Origin of the sequence: Corallococcus sp. AB011P (genome assembly GCF_003611605.1) — a bacterium.
Taxonomy (GTDB): Bacteria; Myxococcota; Myxococcia; order Myxococcales; family Myxococcaceae; genus Corallococcus; species Corallococcus coralloides.
The window spans coordinates 195,996-212,791 of sequence record NZ_RAVX01000012.1 but is presented as its reverse complement, the minus strand read 5'-3'; the positions used below and the strand labels follow the sequence as shown (position 1 = coordinate 212,791).

The 16,796-nt window shown below is 70.2% G+C and carries 16 protein-coding genes; 14 read left to right on the top strand and 2 right to left on the bottom strand.

Annotated features, from left to right (window positions below):
* Nucleotides 1-365 precede the first annotated feature (365 nt).
* From D7X30_RS27100 to D7X30_RS27050, 11 genes are all read left to right on the top strand, one after another.
* Nucleotides 366-1,274, top strand: a complete 909-nt coding sequence (locus D7X30_RS27100; RefSeq protein WP_120565866.1) for a hypothetical protein — start codon at nt 366-368, stop codon at nt 1,272-1,274.
* Nucleotides 1,267-1,998: a PIG-L deacetylase family protein gene (locus D7X30_RS27095; protein WP_120565865.1), complete on the top strand. Its 732-nt coding sequence runs from the start codon at nt 1,267-1,269 to the stop codon at nt 1,996-1,998. The genes D7X30_RS27100 and D7X30_RS27095 overlap by 8 nt, the downstream gene beginning before the upstream one ends.
* Entirely contained in the window at nt 1,995-3,908 is a 1,914-nt protein-coding gene (locus D7X30_RS27090) for a glycosyltransferase (RefSeq protein ID WP_120565864.1), read from the top strand. The genes D7X30_RS27095 and D7X30_RS27090 overlap by 4 nt, the downstream gene beginning before the upstream one ends.
* 131 nt (nt 3,909-4,039) lie before the next feature.
* A complete protein-coding gene (locus tag D7X30_RS27085) occupies nt 4,040-5,143 on the top strand; it encodes a class I SAM-dependent methyltransferase (RefSeq protein ID WP_120565863.1) in 1,104 nt (367 codons plus the stop codon).
* A gap of 171 nt (nt 5,144-5,314) precedes the next feature.
* Nucleotides 5,315-5,995 carry a RedB protein gene (locus D7X30_RS27080; RefSeq protein ID WP_147443330.1) on the top strand — a complete coding sequence of 227 codons (681 nt, stop codon included), beginning with the start codon at nt 5,315-5,317 and terminating at the stop codon, nt 5,993-5,995.
* A complete protein-coding gene (locus tag D7X30_RS27075; protein ID WP_120565861.1) occupies nt 5,995-7,494 on the top strand; it encodes a methyl-accepting chemotaxis protein in 1,500 nt (499 codons plus the stop codon). Before D7X30_RS27080 ends, D7X30_RS27075 begins: the two co-directional genes overlap by 1 nt.
* A 42-nt stretch (nt 7,495-7,536) precedes the next feature.
* Nucleotides 7,537-8,748: a proprotein convertase P-domain-containing protein gene (locus D7X30_RS27070; RefSeq protein ID WP_120565898.1), complete on the top strand. Its 1,212-nt coding sequence runs from the start codon at nt 7,537-7,539 to the stop codon at nt 8,746-8,748.
* Nucleotides 8,749-8,985: 237 nt separating this feature from the next.
* Nucleotides 8,986-9,477: a tenascin-X gene (locus D7X30_RS27065; RefSeq protein WP_120565860.1), complete on the top strand. Its 492-nt coding sequence runs from the start codon at nt 8,986-8,988 to the stop codon at nt 9,475-9,477.
* Between the two features lie 88 nt (nt 9,478-9,565).
* Nucleotides 9,566-11,089 (top strand): hypothetical protein, encoded by a 1,524-nt coding sequence (locus D7X30_RS27060; RefSeq protein WP_147443329.1) that lies wholly within the window; start codon nt 9,566-9,568, stop codon nt 11,087-11,089.
* 162 nt (nt 11,090-11,251) lie between these two features.
* Nucleotides 11,252-11,605: a hypothetical protein gene (locus tag D7X30_RS27055; RefSeq protein ID WP_120565858.1), complete on the top strand. Its 354-nt coding sequence runs from the start codon at nt 11,252-11,254 to the stop codon at nt 11,603-11,605.
* Nucleotides 11,606-11,714: 109 nt separating this feature from the next.
* Nucleotides 11,715-12,227, top strand: coding sequence for a fimbrial protein (locus D7X30_RS27050; protein WP_158619402.1), 513 nt, complete (start codon nt 11,715-11,717; stop codon nt 12,225-12,227).
* A 33-nt stretch (nt 12,228-12,260) separates the two neighbouring features.
* On the opposite strand, the gene D7X30_RS27045 is transcribed toward D7X30_RS27050, so the two are convergent.
* The gene (locus D7X30_RS27045; protein ID WP_158619401.1) at nt 12,261-13,904 is read right to left on the bottom strand and encodes a ricin-type beta-trefoil lectin domain protein; all 1,644 of its coding nucleotides are present in this window, start codon (nt 13,902-13,904) and stop codon (nt 12,261-12,263) included.
* Between the two features lie 168 nt (nt 13,905-14,072).
* Here D7X30_RS27045 and D7X30_RS27040 point away from each other — a divergent pair, with 168 nt between their 5' ends.
* The 3 genes from D7X30_RS27040 (at nt 14,073) to D7X30_RS27030 (ending at nt 15,651) form a co-directional block, all read left to right on the top strand.
* Nucleotides 14,073-14,699: an SRPBCC family protein gene (locus D7X30_RS27040; protein WP_120565855.1), complete on the top strand. Its 627-nt coding sequence runs from the start codon at nt 14,073-14,075 to the stop codon at nt 14,697-14,699.
* Nucleotides 14,699-15,028 carry a helix-turn-helix transcriptional regulator gene (locus D7X30_RS27035; RefSeq protein ID WP_120565854.1) on the top strand — a complete coding sequence of 110 codons (330 nt, stop codon included), beginning with the start codon at nt 14,699-14,701 and terminating at the stop codon, nt 15,026-15,028. Before D7X30_RS27040 ends, D7X30_RS27035 begins: the two co-directional genes overlap by 1 nt.
* Before the next feature lie 107 nt (nt 15,029-15,135).
* A complete protein-coding gene (locus D7X30_RS27030) occupies nt 15,136-15,651 on the top strand; it encodes an OmpA family protein (RefSeq protein ID WP_120565853.1) in 516 nt (171 codons plus the stop codon).
* A gap of 49 nt (nt 15,652-15,700) precedes the next feature.
* Here D7X30_RS27030 and D7X30_RS27025 read toward each other — a convergent pair whose 3' ends face one another.
* Nucleotides 15,701-16,726 carry a methyltransferase gene (locus D7X30_RS27025; protein ID WP_120565852.1) on the bottom strand — a complete coding sequence of 342 codons (1,026 nt, stop codon included), beginning with the start codon at nt 16,724-16,726 and terminating at the stop codon, nt 15,701-15,703.
* Nucleotides 16,727-16,796: the final 70 nt, after the last annotated feature.

Here is a 16,796-nt window from a genome sequence, read left to right as displayed (position 1 = left end):
ACAAGCCGGTGAAAGCAGCGCTCCCGGAGGTGTCTTCCGGACCCACCGGTCCGGGTCATTTTTCAGAGGGAGGCTGGGATGTTTCCAGGTGGACGGATGGCCCCCGTCCGCGGCGGGGGAGCCCGCGCGCGTGAGTGACGGCGCGTGTGTGCCGGGCGACCTGGGAGGTGGCTGGGTTTGAGAGGCATTGGACCCGGGTCCGGGTCCGGGGGGATCCACGCATGTCAGACGCCACCCGTAGCCTGCGACACGTTCCAGCCTGAATCCCACCCATGACGACCCGACATCCCATGCCCGCCACAGCGCCACGGACACCGGCCCCGTCCCTGCCACCCAGACCCTTCACCTCCGCGCGGGACGGCCTCGTGCGCCGTCAGCCCCAGCGCTTCGCGGACATCCGGCCGCTCCGGCTGGAGGACTTCGTGTCCGGAACGCCGCGCCAGCGGGAGTCCTTCGCGCGGCGGCTCGTCACCCACCTGTCCGAGCGCGGCTTCTTCTACCTGGAGCGCCCCTCGGCCTTCCTGGAGCGCCACGCCCTGGCGGGGCTGTTCGAGCGCTACGAGGCAACCTTCCAGCACGCGCTGCTTGCGCATCCGTACCTGCACGCGCTGCTGCCCGCGGCCTCGGTGTTCGAGACGGGCTACAACGCCACCTGGTACCCGGAGTCGCCGGTGGTGCGGCAGCCCATCGAGGCCTTCATGGCCAAGCCCGCGACGTGGACCGTGTTCCGCCGCCGCCTGGTGCCGGAGCCGGTGCGGGAGCTCCTGGAGGCCTCGGAGGACGCGTACGACGCGTGTCACGCCGTGGGCGTCGTGCTGCTGGAGGCGCTGGAGCTGGGCTACGGCCTGCGCGCCGGGGGGCTCACGCGGCTGTTCCGCCGCCGCACGGAAGGGGCGGTGCGGTTCGTGAAGTACCACGCGCCCAGCACCGCGCGGCGCAGGCGGGAGGTGGTGGCGCACGCGTCGGAGCCGCACTCGGACAAGAGCTTCTTCACCTTCAACCTGGGCGAGTCCCGGCCGGGGCTGGTGTGGCTGGACGGGAACACGCCGCGCCTCATGCCCAACGACGAGGGGCACTGGCTCATCACCTCCGGCCGCTTCTCCGAAGGGCTGACGCGCGAGCTGGACGCGCCGGTGCGGGCGTTCCGGCACACGGTGCACAACGACGGCGAGCGCGTGGTCATCCTGGGCTTCGTGACGCCCGAGGGCGACCTGCACGACCTGCCGCTGGACGCGTGGCCCGCGCCGCGGCTCGCGGGAGGCGCCCGTGACTGAGCGCGCGCGCAATGGAAGGGACGAGGGGCCGGAGCACGTCTTCTTCTCCCCGCATCCGGACGACGTGGCGCTGGGGGCGTACGCGAGCCTGCTCGGCGTGCCCCGGGGCATCGTGCCCACGCTCGTCACGGTCTTCTCCCAGAGCTGCTGGGAGTTCGTGCTGCCGGTGGACCCGTCTCGGGCCATGGCGGTGACGTCGCTGCGGATGGGCGAGGACCGGAGGTTCGCCCGGGCGCACGGGTTGGACCTGGTGCACCTGGGCTTCCGCGACACCAGCCTGCGCGCGCCACCGGGCGGCCCCACGGAGTCGGAAGAGGCGCGGTCGGCGCTGGCCTCACGCGTGCTGCTGGCGCTGGGCGAGGTGCTGGCGAGCGTGTCCCCGGACGCGGTCTGCTACGTGCCGCTGGGCATCTCCAGCCACGTGGACCACCTGCTGGTCCGCGACGCGGTGCGGGCCCTGCGCGGAGAGCGGAACGTCGTCTACTACGAGGACCTGCCGTACTCCGCGCGCCACCCGGAGGATGAGATCGTCGACTACGCGTGGGCGCTCGGGCTGTCGCCCCGGTGTCTGGACGTGACGACGCTGTGGTCCGCGAAGCTGCGCGGGCTGTCCTTCTACGCCAGCCAGCTGGAGCCCCAGACGCTGCCCGCGGTGGAGTCGCACGCGCGGCGATTGGGCGCCGGCCGGGGGCTGGCCGAACGCGTCTGGACGGTGGCGTCATGAGCACGAGGGAGCCCTGGGCGGAGGGGGACATGCTGGTGCACCTCTCCTACGAGGCCACGCGCACGCTGGGCGGGATGGGCGTGGTGCTGGAGCACCTGCTGTCCGAGCCCGAGTACCGTCAGGCGTTCCCTCGCACGCTGCTGGTGAGCCCCACGGTGCGGCCGTGCGGCCTGGGGAGCTACGCGCCGGAGGAGTCGCTGGCGCGCGACCTGGAGGCGCACGGCGAGGTGTTCTACAGCGGCCTGCGCCGGGACAACCCGGAGCGGTGGGCGCGCGTCTTCCAGCCGGTGGAGGCGCGGCACGACGTGTCGTTCATCTACGGGCGGCGCGACGCTCCGGGCGGTCCGGTGGAGGTGCTGCTCGTGGACCTCACGGACGTGCTCCGGGGCTACCGGGTGAGGATGGGCACGCTGCCGAAGTTCCTCGCGCGGCTGCACACGCTGCTCGGGGTGGACCTCCCCTTCGACTGCCGTGGGCCGCGTCCGGCGGCGTGGCGGGGGCTGTCGCGCGTGTGGCGCGAGCGCTTCGGCACGCGGCTGGGCGCGGCGCCCTGGGTCAACCGCCTGTTCCGGAAGGCGGTCCGGCACGGCCTCCTGGATGCGCCCGCGTTGGATCACGACGCGATGCTGGCCATCGTGCTCGCGGAGCCCGTCTTCGACGCGCTGGAGCGGCTGCGCCCGAAGGACGGGGCGGGGACGGTCATCCTGGCGCAGGAGCACCTGTCGCTGCCGCTCGCGTACAAGGCGCTGCTCGACGGGCGGCGCTGGTGCCGCACCGTGTATTACGCGGGCGAGGTGCGCACGCCCCGGGTGCTCGTGGAGTACGGCGAGGGAGGGCAGGGCGCGTCCGACGCGCGCTTCTACAACATCCAGCGCCTGGGGCTGGAGCAGGGGAAGACGCTGGACCAGGTGTACCCCGTGGGCACCTGGCCCAACTTCCAGATCCTGCGCAACGGCCACCTGTGCGACCGCGTGGGCGCGGTGAGCGCGTCCGTGGCGGACGAGCTGCGGTTCCTGGATGCGCGCTATGCGCTCCAGCCGGTGGCGGTGGTGCACCACGGGCACCGGCCCATCGAGACGGGCTGGGACGCGAAGGAGGCCGCGCGCGCGAAGGTGCTGGCCCATGCGCGCAAGGCGTGGGGGAAGGACTTCGGCCTGCTGCTCACGCACATCGCGCGGGACGAGGTCTGCAAGGGGCTCTGGCGCGACGTGGACGTATGCGAGCACCTGGCCACGCTGCTGCCACCGGAGCGCAAGCCCGCGCTGCTAATGATGGTGACGGAGTGGAACGAGGCGGAGCCGTCCGACAACCTGCGCGCCCTGAAGGCGAGGGTGGACGCGTTCAACGCGAAGGACGCGGGCCTGCACCTCGCGCTGGTGAACCAGCCCACGTGGCCCGCGGGCCTGGACTTCACGCGGGACGACCTGCACCGCGCCACGGACGTGTCCCTGGGGCAGTCGCTGTATGAGTCCTATGGCCTGGCGCAGCTGGAGGCCCTGGGCTGCGGCGCCATCTGCGTCATCTCCGGAGTCAGCGGCGCCCGGCGTGCCCTGAAGGCGGTGTGCGAGCGGCAGGGGCTGTCGGAGGCCGCGCATCCGAACCTCGTGGTGTCGGATCCGGTGGCGGATGCTCGGGCCGCGGGACTGGCGCACTCGGTGGAGACCTGGAAGGCGCTGCCCGCGGGCGTGCTGCGGGAGCAGGAGCTGCGCACCGCGGAGCGCGTGGCGGAGGAGGTGGTGCGCCGCCTCCCGCGCGACGCGCACGAAGGCCGCCTCCTGCTGGCGACCGGCTGGGCGCTGTCCGAGCGGCTGCGCTGGGAGCCGCTCATCCGCGAGCAACTGCTGCCGCTGCTGCGCTTCCCGAAGGAGGCGGCGCAGGACGTGTCCGACTGGAGCGCGGCCCATGGCTGAGCCTCACGCTCGCCGTCACGTGAAACCGGGTCCGTGCTCATGGCGTGCACGGCGCCCGGCGGAGACAGACTTTGCCCGGCGCGCATCGCCCGGAGCCCTCAACCCATCCCTTTCAGAGTGGAGCGCGGAACATGGCTGAGAACGAGCAGGCTCCGGCGCTCATCGTCGTGGCCCACCCCGAGGACGTCGTGCGGTTGTTCAGCACGGTGGCGCCGGGAGCGGACGTCGCGGTGGTGACGGAGGACGGGAGCGCGGGCCGGGAGCTGGAGGCCGTGGGCCGGGCCCTGGGCGCGCGCGGCACACACCTCTTGCTGTCCCCGTCGGAGGTGGGGCCGTGGTGCCGCGAGCAGCGCGCCCGGAGCGACGCCCGCGTCTACACACACAGCCCCCAGGAGGACGCCCCGCTGCACCGCGAGGTGGCGCTGCTCGTCAGCCGCGTCTTCGAGCGGCTGTGGGTGCCCGCCACGGGAGCCAGGCCCACCGCCTGCACGGTGCTGGACGACGCGGCCTTCCAGCGCAAGCTGGCGCTGCTCAATTCGCTCTACCGGGAGCGTCCGGACGGAGCCGCTTCCGGCGCGTGCACGGACCCCGTGCGAGACGGGCCCGGCATCGAGGCCTTCACCGAAGTACGGGCCGGGGACGTGGTGCGCGCCCTGTCCCTCACGAAGCCGGAGGTCTTCTCGGAGCTCGCGGACCCCTGGGGCTTCGCCCATTCCACCTACGAGGGCGAGCGCTTCGCCCTCACCGCGAAGATCCTCGGGACGCTGCTCCACGCGGGCCCACCCCGGAGCGTGGTGGACGTGGGCGCCTGCGAGGGAATGATGACCGAGCACCTGCTGGCGCTCTTCCCGGACGCGAACATCCGCGCCGTGGAGTCGGAGCCCCGCTTCGTCACGCGCCTGCGCGAGCGGTTGGGGGGGCTTCCGCGCGTGCGCATCGTGGAGGCCAGCGCGGAGGACGTGGCGCTGGAGGCGGACCTGGTGCTGCTGGCGGAGGTGCTCTACTACCTGTCCGATGACGCCAGCCGCGACCTGCTGGACCGGCTGCGCGCGTCCCACCTGCTCACGTCCTATGGCGGCGGCTTCGGCGCCCAGGTGCATGCGGCGCTCGCCAGGCGCGGATGGAAGTGCGTCCAGTCCGCGACTCTTCCAGGCCGCATCGAGCCGGTGGACGGCGCCGCGAGCCCGCTCCTCGTGCGCCGCGCGGGGACTGAAATCCGGCTCTGGGAACGGTGATAACAAGTATTCAGGGGTAGAAGTCCGGGTTTGTCCACAAGGAAGGCGGGCTTCTCTCCTGGAAGAGGCTGACGACGGAGCTTGTCGTGATTCCCGGGCTCGGGGATGTATGGACTTGCCTGCTTGAATACGCGTTGCCATTGGCACGGGAACTCTTCAGCATGACCGTGCATGGCCGCCCCGGTCGTCTCGCATGGCCCCGCGGATGCCCCGGCCCGGGCATCCCTTGAGGAGGGTCTGAAACACAGTGCGCTCCGGCGCCGGGCGTTGCCGTGGCTGGTGGGCGGCTGGCTCGTGGCGAGCGTGCTGGGGCTCGGACTCGTGTGGTCCCACGCGAACGCGGCGGGGCTCGCGGCCACGCCCCCTGTCCGGCTGCCGGAGCGGTTCACGCGGGCGCCGGGCGCCTGGACGCTGCTCGTCTTCCTCCACCCGCGGTGCCCGTGTTCCCGAGCGACGCTGGCGGAGCTGGCGAAGCTCCTGGACCGGCACGGCGCGCGGCTCTCCACGCACGTGTTCGTCTGGGCGCCGCGTGAGGCCCCGCCGGGCTTCGAGCGCTCGGAGCTGTGGACGCGCGCCGTGGCCCTGCCGGGGGTGGAGGTGGTGGCGGATGTGGACGGGCAGGTGGCGCGTGAGCTGGGGGCGCGCACCTCGGGGCAGCTGGTCCTCTTCTCGCCGGACGGCGTGGAGCGCTTCGCTGGCGGCATCACCCCCACGCGGGGCCACGAAGGTGACAGCGCGGGGGGAGATGCCATCCGGGACCTCCTGGACGCGGAGCTCTCCGGCCCCGTCACCGCGCCTGTCTTTGGCTGTGCCCTCGAGACACCCCTCACGCCCGCGGGTGATGACACGTGATGAGAATCCAGCTGTCCGAAGCAGCCGTGTCCGAGCGCGCGCGCCAGCTGTTCGACGCGCAGCGTCTGTCATTGGGCCGGCGGACGGACCGGACCTTCGTGGTCCTGATGGTGTTGCAGTGGCTGGGCGGCATCGCGGCGGCGGTGTACCTGTCGCCCCGGGCCTGGGCGGGATTGCAGAGCACGGTCCACTCCCACGTGGTGGCCGCGGTGGGGCTGGGCCTGCTGCTGGGCGGCCTGCCGGTGGTGCTCGCGTTCACGCGGCCCGGCCTCGAGTCCACGCGGCACGTCATCGCTGTGGGGCAGGCGCTGATGTCCGGGCTGCTCATCCACCTGATGGGCGGCCGCATCGAGACGCACTTCCACATCTTCGGCTCGCTGGCGCTGCTCTCCATCTACCGGGACTGGAAGGTGCTGCTCACCTTCAGCGGCGTGGTGGCGGCGGACCACTTCGTGCGCGGCCTGCTCTGGCCGGAGTCCATCTTCGGCATGCACGCCCGCGAGTCCTGGCGGTGGATGGAGCACACCGCGTGGGTGGCGTTCGAGGACGTGTTCCTCATCGCCTCCTGCGTGCAGGGCCAGCGCGACCTCCGGGAGTCCGCGCGGCGCGAGGCTCAGCTGGAGCTGTCCCGGAGCGCGGTGGAGGAGCAGGTCGTCCGGCCGCTGATGGGCTCCGCGGACGCGCTGCGTGCCTCGGTGACGACGCTGACGGAGTCCACCGGCGAGCAGCGCCATGAGCTGACGCGGCAGGCCCGCGCGCTGGAGGAGACGCGGGCGACGGCGGAGGAGATCCGCCAGACGTCGCTGCTGGCCTCGGAGCAGGCAGCGCGGGTGCTGGAGGCCACGCAGCAGGCCGGGGACGTGGGCGCGGCGGTGGAGGACGCCATCGGCCGGAGCGTGGAGGGGCTGGCGGACCTGCGCGCGCAGACGGCGGACCTCTCCGAGCGCGTCCAGGGGCTCGCGGCGTACACGGAGCGCATCGCCGGCATCACCCGGACGGTGCAGGACCTGGCGGACCAGTCCAACGTGCTCGCCATCAACGCGGCCATCGAGGCGGCGAGGGCCGGGGAGGTGGGCCGGGGCTTCGCGGTGGTGGCGCGGGAGATGCGGGGCCTGGCGTCCCAGTCCGTCACGGCCACGCAACAGGTGCGCGCGGTGCTGGAGGACACGCGCTCCCGAATCCAGGGGGTGGTGGACCTCACCCGTCAGGGCGGCGAACGCATGGGCCGGGGCATCGAGACCATCCGCGCCTCCGGCGAACGGCTGGGCATGCTGTCCGGGCTGGTGAAGGGCAACGCGGACGCGGTCCGCCAGATTTCGGCGTCGGTGAGCCAGCAGTCGGCGGGCGTCTCTCAAATCTTCAACGCAGTGTCGGACCTGACCGCGCTGATGCAGGCCTCGGTGGCCCGGGTGGAGGCCACCCACGCGGCGGCGGACCGCCTCCAGCAGGTCACCGACCAGGTCCACGGCGTCATCGCGCTGTATCAGGAGAGAACCTGAACGGTCACCGACACGCGGCCTGTCTTGGAGTACATGGACGCCATGAACTCCAGACTCCGTCGTTTTCTGTCGTTTTCCTCGGTTCCCCTCCTCCTGAGCTGCGGCGCTGCCGCGGTGTCGGACACGCCGGCTGACGCGCTGGCGGTGCAGACGCAGGAGCTGGCCTCGGGCACGCCCGCGGGCATCGGGGTGGTGCTGTTCCTCAATGAGTACGCCCTGACCTTCAACACGCTGGACACGCAGGTGCCGCTCAACGCGCTGGCGGCGCAGAGCATCATCAACTACCGCTACGGGCCGGACGGCATCCCGCACACGGCGGATGACAAGCGCTTCGTCTCCATCGAGCAGGTGGACGCGCTGCCCCAGGTGGGGCCCGCGGCGCTGGCGGCGCTGGAATCGTACGCCCGGGGCACGGGCCGGGTGGAGCTGCCGGTGGACGGCTGGGTGGGCACGTTCCAGGGCGTGTCGTTCAACGTCGCGGAGGCGCGCCGGGTGCTGGCGGTGGTGAACACGCAGTCGCTGACGGCGCTGCAGTCCACGTACAACGTGCCCGCGGCGGCGGCGAACGCGATGGTGGCGGCGCGGCCGTTCTACGACATCCTGACGCTGGGCCGGCTGCCGGCCGTGAACACGCTGGCGCTCCAGAACCTCAAGACGGCCACGCAGCAGGGCGAGGAAGGCGACCCCTGCACGGGCGTGGGGACGTGCGGGCCGAACCTCCACTGCGAGGGCAAGCCGAATGACGGCTCCAGCCCCTACGGCCGCTGTGTGACGACGCTGCCCATCCCGGGCGACCACACGTCGTGCTCGCGCTTCGTGCCGTGTCAGGAGGGGCTGGCGTGCCACGGCCTGGACTCGGGCGCGACGGAGGGCTGGTGCCGGCCGGCGTGGATGTCCGGCGAGTTCACGGCGTACTCGGACCTGACGCTGCAGGGGAACACGACGCCGCTGACGGCGACGCAGCCGGTGGTGGGCCTGGCGACGGTGCCGGAGGACATCACGGTGGAGCTGGACCTGGCGCACAACAACCCGTCCAAGCTGGTGCTCACGCTGGAGGATCCGGGCGGTGAGACGGCGCTCCTGTGGGACGGCCCCAACGAGGGCACGCCGCCCAAGCGCATCCCGGTGACGCGCGGCATCCCGCGTGACGGCTCCATCAACGGCCTGTGGAAGCTGCACATCGTCAACCCGTCGGGCGTGGGCAACGGCAAGCTGCGCGAGTGGAAGCTGAAGCTGACCAGCCGCTGGGACTGACGCGCATCCTTCGAGCCCATCGAAGGATGATTCGACGCCCGCGAGCCTTGTCCTCGCGGGCGTCCAGAGGGACTCGGGAAGCCTCCGGAGGTTTCCCGATGCCCGCGCCCTCGCAGCCTGTCGACAACGCACGCCTCCGTGGATGCGTGGCGGCGGACCCGTAGCGCGGTGTAGGGCGTTTTATCAGGGAATACAGGCTGTGCTATCACTGGGAGTCCCTCCAACCGGGAGCCTTCCGTGAAAGCACGTCTGTTGATGGTGTTCGCGTCGGTGTCGTTGGGCTTGCTTGCCGCGTGCGGCAACGTGGACATGGACTCCACGTCGCTGGCGCAGAGCGAGTCCGAGCTCGGCTCCGAATGTCCCTGTGGTGGCGTGGGCCCGTGGAACTGTCTGCCGTGTGCCTTCATCTGCGGTGACGGCATCTGTGACACCGCCAACGGCGAGTCCATCAACACGTGCGCCGAGGACTGCACGCCCGCGCCCTACTGTGGCGACGGCTGGTGCAACAACGGCGAGACGAACGCCACCTGCCCGTTGGACTGCGGCCCCGCCACGTGGTGCGGTGATGGTCTGTGCAACGGAAGCGAGACGGTGGCCAGCTGCCTATCGGACTGCGGGAGCCTGACGTGTGGCGATTACCTCTGCGAAGCCCACGAGATGGGCTGGTGCTTGGACTGCGGCCCCATCTGCACCGGTCCGAACTGCCCGCAGGTGCCGCAGGACCCGTAGCCACGGGGGCAGGGCGGCGCCGGGGGAATGTGAATCCCTCGCGCCGTCTGCCCGCCCGACGCCGCGCTTTCATCCAAGAACAAGAACCATGCAACGCATCCATCGTCGTTACGGGTCCGCCGCGGCACTGTCACTGGCGGGATTGCTGACCTTCGCCGGTTGTGAGCCGGAGGCCCGCGAGTCCGCCGCGGTTCCTCGTGAAGCCCTCTCCACCACGGTAGCTCGACTGGCCCTCGGGCTCGGAGGCGACACCTCCTGCGTCTGGGGGAGCGCGGACTGCAACCTGTGCAGCCCTGACGTGCCGCTGCGCTTCCAGGAGCTGAGGGATCACGGCGAGGTACTGGGCTTCCATCCCGGGCCGTTCAACCTCAACGTGGCCTACCCGGGCAGCAATCACTGGCAAGGCATCCAGCGGCTGTCGACCCGCTCGGGACGCCTCCTCGTCGTGTCCAAGCGGGATGACGCCCCCGGGGGCAACGTGGGCCACCTGGTGCACATGGCCACCCGCAACGGAGAGGGACGGCGCTTCCGCTCCAACCGGCTGAGCCCCACCATCAAGGAACCCGAGGACACCTCGCCGCCGGGCGCGGACGCGGCGGTGGCGGCGCTGCCGGTGCTGGACGGCTACCGCCACGGCGGCGGCATGCAGGCGGTGGGCGGCATCCTGGCGCTGCCCATGGAGGAGGGCCCCGGCCTGGGGCGCATCGCGCTCTATGATTACAATCAATCCCTGACGCCGAGCCCGTTCGCCTTCGTCCACGGTGAAACAGCGACCGCGGGCACGGCCTCGTTCACGAAGCTGTCGGACGGGCACTTCCTGCTCCTGCTCGGGCAGGTGGACGCGAACACGCTGGAGGTCTTCCGCTCCTCGGAGACTGACCTCCGCTCCGCGACCAACCAGTGGGTGCGCGTCGACAAGTGGCAGAAGTCGGAGCTGCAGGATGGGCAATGGGGCGCCTTCCAGAACCTCAACTTCGTGACGGACTGCAATGACTCACAGCTCTACCTCGTGGGTACGCGGCTGGGAGGCCTGCGTTGGGGCGCGGTGAGTGACGACTACGCGCACCTGTACCGGGTGCACCTGGAGGGCCACATGCGCCTGGAGCACGTCGCCTCCAAGCACCTGTATTGCAGCAACGACGGCTCGCGGCAGTGCAACCTGGACGCCGCCGCGGGCCTCTTCGTGGGGCCCGACCGCGGCCTCCTCCTCTACGGCACCGAGCACGCGGATGACGGCCCCGGTTCGACGGTGAAGCTGGTGGAGTTCCGCGGCATCTGGGCGGACACCCGCTGCCGCACGGACATCGGGCACGCCTACGTCGACTTCTACGACGACTCCGACTTCAGCGACCGCGGCTTCATCTTCGACTACGAGGACCAGGGCCTGAAGAACTGGGCGCGCTTCGACGACGTCGACAGGTTCAACGACAAGACCTCCTCGGTCCGCTGGTGCATTCCGCCGGGCTACCGGGTGCGGCTCTACGACGACTCGAATTACAAGGGCAGCTACAGGGACCTCGTGGGCGACGGCACGCTCCGCGAAGCCAACCTGAACAGCAAGGCCTGGGGCTTCAACGACAAGGTGTCCTCCGCGCGCTGGCTGAATGAGTGACGCGGAGGGCGGCTGGCGGTGCGGCGCGAGAAGGTGCTATCGCAGGAACCCATGCGACCACGCCTCGCGTTGCTCTTCCCTCTGCTGCTCTGCGCGTGTGCAAGCGGCCCGTCACGGCGCGCGGACGAAACCGGCGGGGAGCCCCTGCCGCGAAAGAGCCCCATGAATCCGGATGCCCCCTCTCTTGCGCGTGGTGAGGCGCTGTTGCGTCACGGCACCCGCAGCGATGCCGTCCTGCCGGCCGAACCGGCCCCCGCCGTCCAGGAACTCGGGGCCCTGGTGGGGTTCGGCCAGACCTGGACGTCGTGCTCGGCCCGGGCATCGGTCTACCTGTTCGACGGCTACTACGAAGCGAGCGCGGCGGAGGTGAGGCTGCTGAAACAGGTGCCCGAAGGACAGAAGGGATCCGGCACGGTCAACGGCGACTGGCTGATATGGGCCACCGCCGATGCGACGGACGAAGCCGGCCGCGCCGTCATCGAGCGGGTGGTCTCCTCCTTCGCGGGCGAGGAGTGAGGCCCTGAGTCATCAGGCGCCAGGGGCCCGCACGGGGGAGGAGGGGCGCTCCCGCCGGAAGTGGTTCTTCATCGCCCTCGGCTTGCTGGCCTGTTCGTGCCTGGGTGTGGTGGCGGTCAACACGGCCCGCAACTTCGCCCGGTTCGGCCAGCGCGCCCGCGCGGCGGAGTGCAAGTCGAACCTGAAGGCCTGGTACAGGCTCCAGCAGCGTCACTTCCAGGACACGCGGACCTACGAGCCGGTCTTCGCGAAGGTGGGCTTCGCGCCCGAGCGGGACAACCGCTACGCGTACTTCGCGGGCACGGGGCCGATGGAGGTTCGCGACCAGGAGCGAAGCGAGGTCCCTGCCGGGGCGGTGTCCATCGGCGTGGACACCTTCCGGTTCACCTACCTGCGCCCCATCGACGTGGAGGCGCTTCATCCATCCTTGAAGGCCCGGCTCGGCGTCACCGGCACGTGCCCCACCTGCGACATCACCCTGGCGTGCGTGGGCAACACCGACGACGACGCGACCCTGGATGTCTGGGTGCTCTCCACCGGCCCCCTGGACCTCCAGGACGTGGACGAAGATGCCGCCGAGCCCGGTGTCCCCGTGCAGCTCGTGGACGACACGAGGGACTGAGGACCCGGCGCAGTCACCTCCGGGGCCTTGCCGCTACAGTTTCATCCAGCGCTGAGCCAGGCTGAAGTTGCAATCCCATATCTGCGTGGCGGCCCCCGTCTCCGAACTCGCGTTGGAGACGTCCAGGCACCGGTCGACGGCGATGTTGCTGACCATCGTCCCCGTCTCAGGGAAGAACTGCCAGTGCTGGGCGAAACTGTCATTGCAGGTATAGATCTGCACCCGGGTGCCCTCGGCGGTGTTGCCGTTCCTCACGTCCAGGCAGAAGGCCGGGTTGACGCCGCTGCGCACCTCGCCGTTGGACGCGAAGTACCACTGCTGGCCGACTTCGTCGCTGCAGTCGAAGGACATGGTGGCCGTGCCATTGGCCGCGGTGTTGTTCCACACGTCCAGGCAGCGGTTCCAGTGCACGGAGCTGCGCAGCCGGACGAAGCGTTGCCACTTCTGCGCGTTGTTGCCCGTGCAGGTCCAGACCTTCACCCGGGCCCCGCTGGCGGTGCTGGAGTTGTGCAGGTCCAGGCACTGGGTCACGTCCAGCGCGGTGCGCAGCTCGTCCCCGACGGGGGGACGCGTCCACCGCTGCCGGGTGCTGCCGTCACACGGGGCAATCACCACGGAGGCGCCCTGGATGGGCTCGCCGGTGTTCACGCTCAGGCAGTAGTTCGTGTCCAGGCCGGTGCGGACCTCGCCGTTCGGCATCAGGTACCAGACCTGCGCCGCCGAATGGCTGCACGCGTAGCTCCACACGGGGTTGCCGTTGGCCACGATGCCGTTCTGCACATCCAGACAGCGGGTGCCCGCCGCCGCGGGGCGCAGGCGGACGCGCTCGGCGTACATCGCGTTGACGTCCGCGATGTCGGTGGCGGAAAGGGCGTTGCGCTGGGTGCTGAACAGGGACCCATTCGTCAGCGTCAGGGTCGGCAGCCCGTTGCGGGAGAAGGCGTAGGGGTCGTACTGCATGATGGAGCCCGTGTCGTAGGGCCCCACGTCGAAGCCGTGATCGCCGGTCTCCACATACGTCTGGAAGTTGAACTCGTTGCCGGGCTGGATGTTGGCCCAGTGGACCGTCAGAGCCGAGTCCCGGTCGTGCCGGCTCTGCTGGTGGAACAACCCCACGGCATGGCCAATCTCATGGATGGTGTTCCCCGTGGAGCAACCATCCCCCATCACGACCAACTGCTCGCCGCCAATGCGCCCGAGATGGGCCGCGCAGCCGCTGCCCCGCGTGAAGCGGACGTAGTCGGTCTGCGCGGTGCGGGCACTGAAGCGCATGGGCGTGCGCGTCTGCCAGTGCGCCATGGCGTCGAGCACCCGCTGCGGGTTGGGGACGTCCGGGTCGATGACATACGGAATGAACGAATCCGGCCAGCGATAGTCAGTCCACAGCTTGATGGCGCCCTTCGCGCTGCGGGTCCCATGGTCCTGGGCGCGGACCAGGATGTCGCCCTCCAGGACGGCGGTGCCGCCGAAGCGTTCGTAGGAGAGCTCCTGCTCTCCGCCAGGCAGGGCGACGGTGCCGCGGACGACCTTTCCCTGCTCGCCGGGAAACGCCAGCTCGGTGGCGAAGCCGGGCTCGGTGGCGAGAGGAGCCGGGGCCTCATCGGTGGAACCACAACCGGAGAGCATCAGGCCCAATGCCCATGACAATGACAGACACAGTCTGCTCGAAATCTTCATGATGCCCCCCAAGGGTTCGCGATGCGCTTCGTATACGTGCGCCATCGCAATTCCTGGTCACGCGCTCCTGCCCAAAGCCGGAGGAGGGACGGAGGCCCTGGGGTCATATAAGGGTTGACTAATATGAGTGCGGGCTGTAGTGAGTCCGTGAACGGAGGAGGTCCGCACATGCTTCACACCCTGATTGGCGCCCAGTTCCGCGCGTGTGTCGAACGCGATTACGAAGGCAAGCCTGCCCACGTGGTCGTCGCCCATCGTGTCTATCCCACCGACATGGAGGACCTGTGGGACGCGGTCACCAACGCCGAGCGCATCCCTCGCTGGTTCGCGCCCGTCGAGGGGCAGTTGCAGAAGGGGGGCCGCTATCAGATCAAGGGGAACGCGGGCGGGACCATCACGCGGTGTGACAAGCCCTCGGCGTTCGATCTGACCTGGGAGATGAACGGCGGCATGAGCTGGGTGACCATCCGCCTGGCGCCGGAAGGGAAGGGCACGCGGCTGACGCTCGAGCACATCGTGCACTCCGCGGACATCGAGCAGTTCTGGAGCCAGTTCGGTCCTGGCGCCACGGGCGTGGGCTGGGATTTGAGCTTCCTGGGCCTGGGCCTCTACCTGGAGACGGGCAAGGACGTGGCCGCGGAGGCCGCCGCGTCGTGGGGGACTTCCGACGAGGCGAAGACCTTCATGCGTGCGAGCGCCCAGGCCTGGGCCGACGCCCACGTGGCGGGCGGAGAGGCGCCGGACGTGGCCCGAGGGATGGCCGAGCGCACGGCCGCGTTCTATACAGGGGGCTGATGCACGCCTTCGACGTCCTCGGCGATCCGGTCCGCCGCCGCATCCTGGAGCTGCTCGCGGAAGGCGAGCACGCTTCGGGCGAGGTCGTGGAGGTGATCCAGCGCGAGTTCGGCATCACGCAGTCCGCCGTCTCGCAGCACCTGAAGGTCCTGCGGGACAACGGCTTCGCGACGGTGCGGGTGGATGGCGCCCGGCGTCTGTACGCCGTGGACGCCGCGCCGCTGGCGGAGGTGGACGCCTGGCTGGACCGCTTCCGTGCGTTCTGGACGCCGAAGCTGGACGCCCTGGCTACAGAAGTCGCGCGGGGGAAGAAAAAGCGGGGTGAGTAGGGAGCAGGCGCCCCCACGGCCCACGCCGTGTCGCTGGACGCGGCGAGCCACCCCCGGCAGCTTCTGGCTCCGGCTCCCTTCCCCCTGGAGCCCAAGGAGTCCAACGGATGAAGCTCAAGGCGCTCTGCATCGCCGTATCGCTGCTGGCCGTCCCTGGCGTGGCCGCCGCGCAAAGCCCCTTCGATTCGATCAAGAAGGCCGCGGGCGACGCCGGCAAGTCCACCGTGGAGAAGCGCGTCAACACGAAGCTCTCGGACGAGGGCCGCAAGAACCAGTGCAGCTTCAAGACGGGCACCGCGGAGCTGGCCCCCGGCTGCGACGCGAAGCTCAAGAAGCTCACCAACGCCCTCGTGGACGCGAAGAAGCAGCTCGTCGCGGCCGGCGTCAAAAGCTACAAGTTCGAGGTCTCCGGCCACACCGACTCGACGGGTGACGCCGCGAAGAACAAGACGCTCAGCGAGCAGCGCGCGGAGGCCATCGTCAAGGAGCTCGTCGCGCGAGGCATCCCCCGCGGCGAAATCACCGCCGTGGGCTACGGCTCCGAGCGTCTGCTGGTGAAGCCGGACAACACGGACGCGAAGAAGGCGCAGAACCGCCGCTACGAGCTCCAGGTCCGGCTGTAATCCCTCGCACGGATGAGAGAGGGCGGCGTCGGTGGCGCCGCCCCGTCCCTCAGGACTTCACCGCATCGAGGATGCTGGTCCCGCTCTGGGTGGGGATGAGGCGCTGGACCTTCCAGCCGGTCGCGGCGAGCAGTGCCTGGAACTCGTTGTAGGTGCGCTCGCGCCCGTTGGCGACCACCAGCATGTTGAGGTCCATCAGGTGGGTGATGTCGGGAGTCCGGTTGTCCGGAATCACCATCTCCACCACGAAGAGCCGGGCCCCGGAGGGGGCCGCCTCATGGAGCCGGCGCAGGAGGGTGGTGCAGGCGTCATCCTCCCAGTCATGGAGGATGTGCTTGAGCAGGTAGGCGTCGGCTGCCGGAATGCCGGGCTCGAAGAAGTTCCCGGCCACCACGTCCACCCGCTTTGCGAGGCCCCGGGACTCCAGGACGGGCTTCGCGCTTTCGGCGACCTGGGGCAGTTCGAAGAGGATGCCCCGGCAGGAGGGATGGGCGCGCAGCACCTGGGCCAGCAGATCGCCGTGGCTGCCGCCAATGTCCACCACGCGGGCGAAGGGGGAGAAGTCGACGTGCCGGGCCACCTGGCTGGCCACCATCTCGGACCAATCCCCCATGGAGCGGGCGAAGTGCTCCGCCTCCTCGGGGTTCCGGGCGAAGTGCTCCCAGATGTCGACGCCCAGCGCGGCCTGGATGGGAGAGCTCCCGGTGCGAATCGCCTCGGGGAGGTGTCCCCAGGGGAGCCAATGCGACGGGCTGCTCTGGATGATGGCCAGCTCCCTCAGTGAGCCAGGGACGTTCGCGCACAGGCCCTCGCCCAAGGGTGTCAGGGCGAAGGTCCGCTCGGCGAAGGCCACGAAGAGGCCCGTGGCGAGGCCGGCGCGCATCAGCCGGAACAAGGCCTCTGGGTGGACGCCCAGCTCGGCCGCCAGCGAATTGCTATCGCGGGCGCCTCCTGAGAGCAGGTCCGCGATTCCCAGGCGGGCCACGGTGCCAATGACCTGGGTGCGCCAGTAGCTGGTGATTGCCAGGTGGAGCTGCTGAGTGGGGGACAGGCTCTCGCCAAGCGTGTTTTCCATGGCGCGAGTCTACCGCCGGAATCACCGGAGTAGACTCTTTCCGTGGAAGGCGGATGCCACGAAAGGTCGT

Coding starts and splice junctions, on each gene's coding strand:
- D7X30_RS27090 (WP_120565864.1), top strand. CDS start 1,995: ATGAGCACGAGGGAGCCCTGGGCGGAGGGGGACATGCTGGTGCACCTC.
- D7X30_RS27085 (WP_120565863.1), top strand. CDS start 4,040: ATGGCTGAGAACGAGCAGGCTCCGGCGCTCATCGTCGTGGCCCACCCC.
- D7X30_RS27080 (WP_147443330.1), top strand. CDS start 5,315: ATGGCCGCCCCGGTCGTCTCGCATGGCCCCGCGGATGCCCCGGCCCGG.
- D7X30_RS27075 (WP_120565861.1), top strand. CDS start 5,995: ATGAGAATCCAGCTGTCCGAAGCAGCCGTGTCCGAGCGCGCGCGCCAG.
- D7X30_RS27070 (WP_120565898.1), top strand. CDS start 7,537: ATGAACTCCAGACTCCGTCGTTTTCTGTCGTTTTCCTCGGTTCCCCTC.
- D7X30_RS27060 (WP_147443329.1), top strand. CDS start 9,566: ATGCAACGCATCCATCGTCGTTACGGGTCCGCCGCGGCACTGTCACTG.
- D7X30_RS27055 (WP_120565858.1), top strand. CDS start 11,252: ATGAATCCGGATGCCCCCTCTCTTGCGCGTGGTGAGGCGCTGTTGCGT.
- D7X30_RS27045 (WP_158619401.1), bottom strand. CDS start 13,904: ATGAAGATTTCGAGCAGACTGTGTCTGTCATTGTCATGGGCATTGGGC.
- D7X30_RS27040 (WP_120565855.1), top strand. CDS start 14,073: ATGCTTCACACCCTGATTGGCGCCCAGTTCCGCGCGTGTGTCGAACGC.
- D7X30_RS27035 (WP_120565854.1), top strand. CDS start 14,699: ATGCACGCCTTCGACGTCCTCGGCGATCCGGTCCGCCGCCGCATCCTG.
- D7X30_RS27030 (WP_120565853.1), top strand. CDS start 15,136: ATGAAGCTCAAGGCGCTCTGCATCGCCGTATCGCTGCTGGCCGTCCCT.
- D7X30_RS27025 (WP_120565852.1), bottom strand. CDS start 16,726: ATGGAAAACACGCTTGGCGAGAGCCTGTCCCCCACTCAGCAGCTCCAC.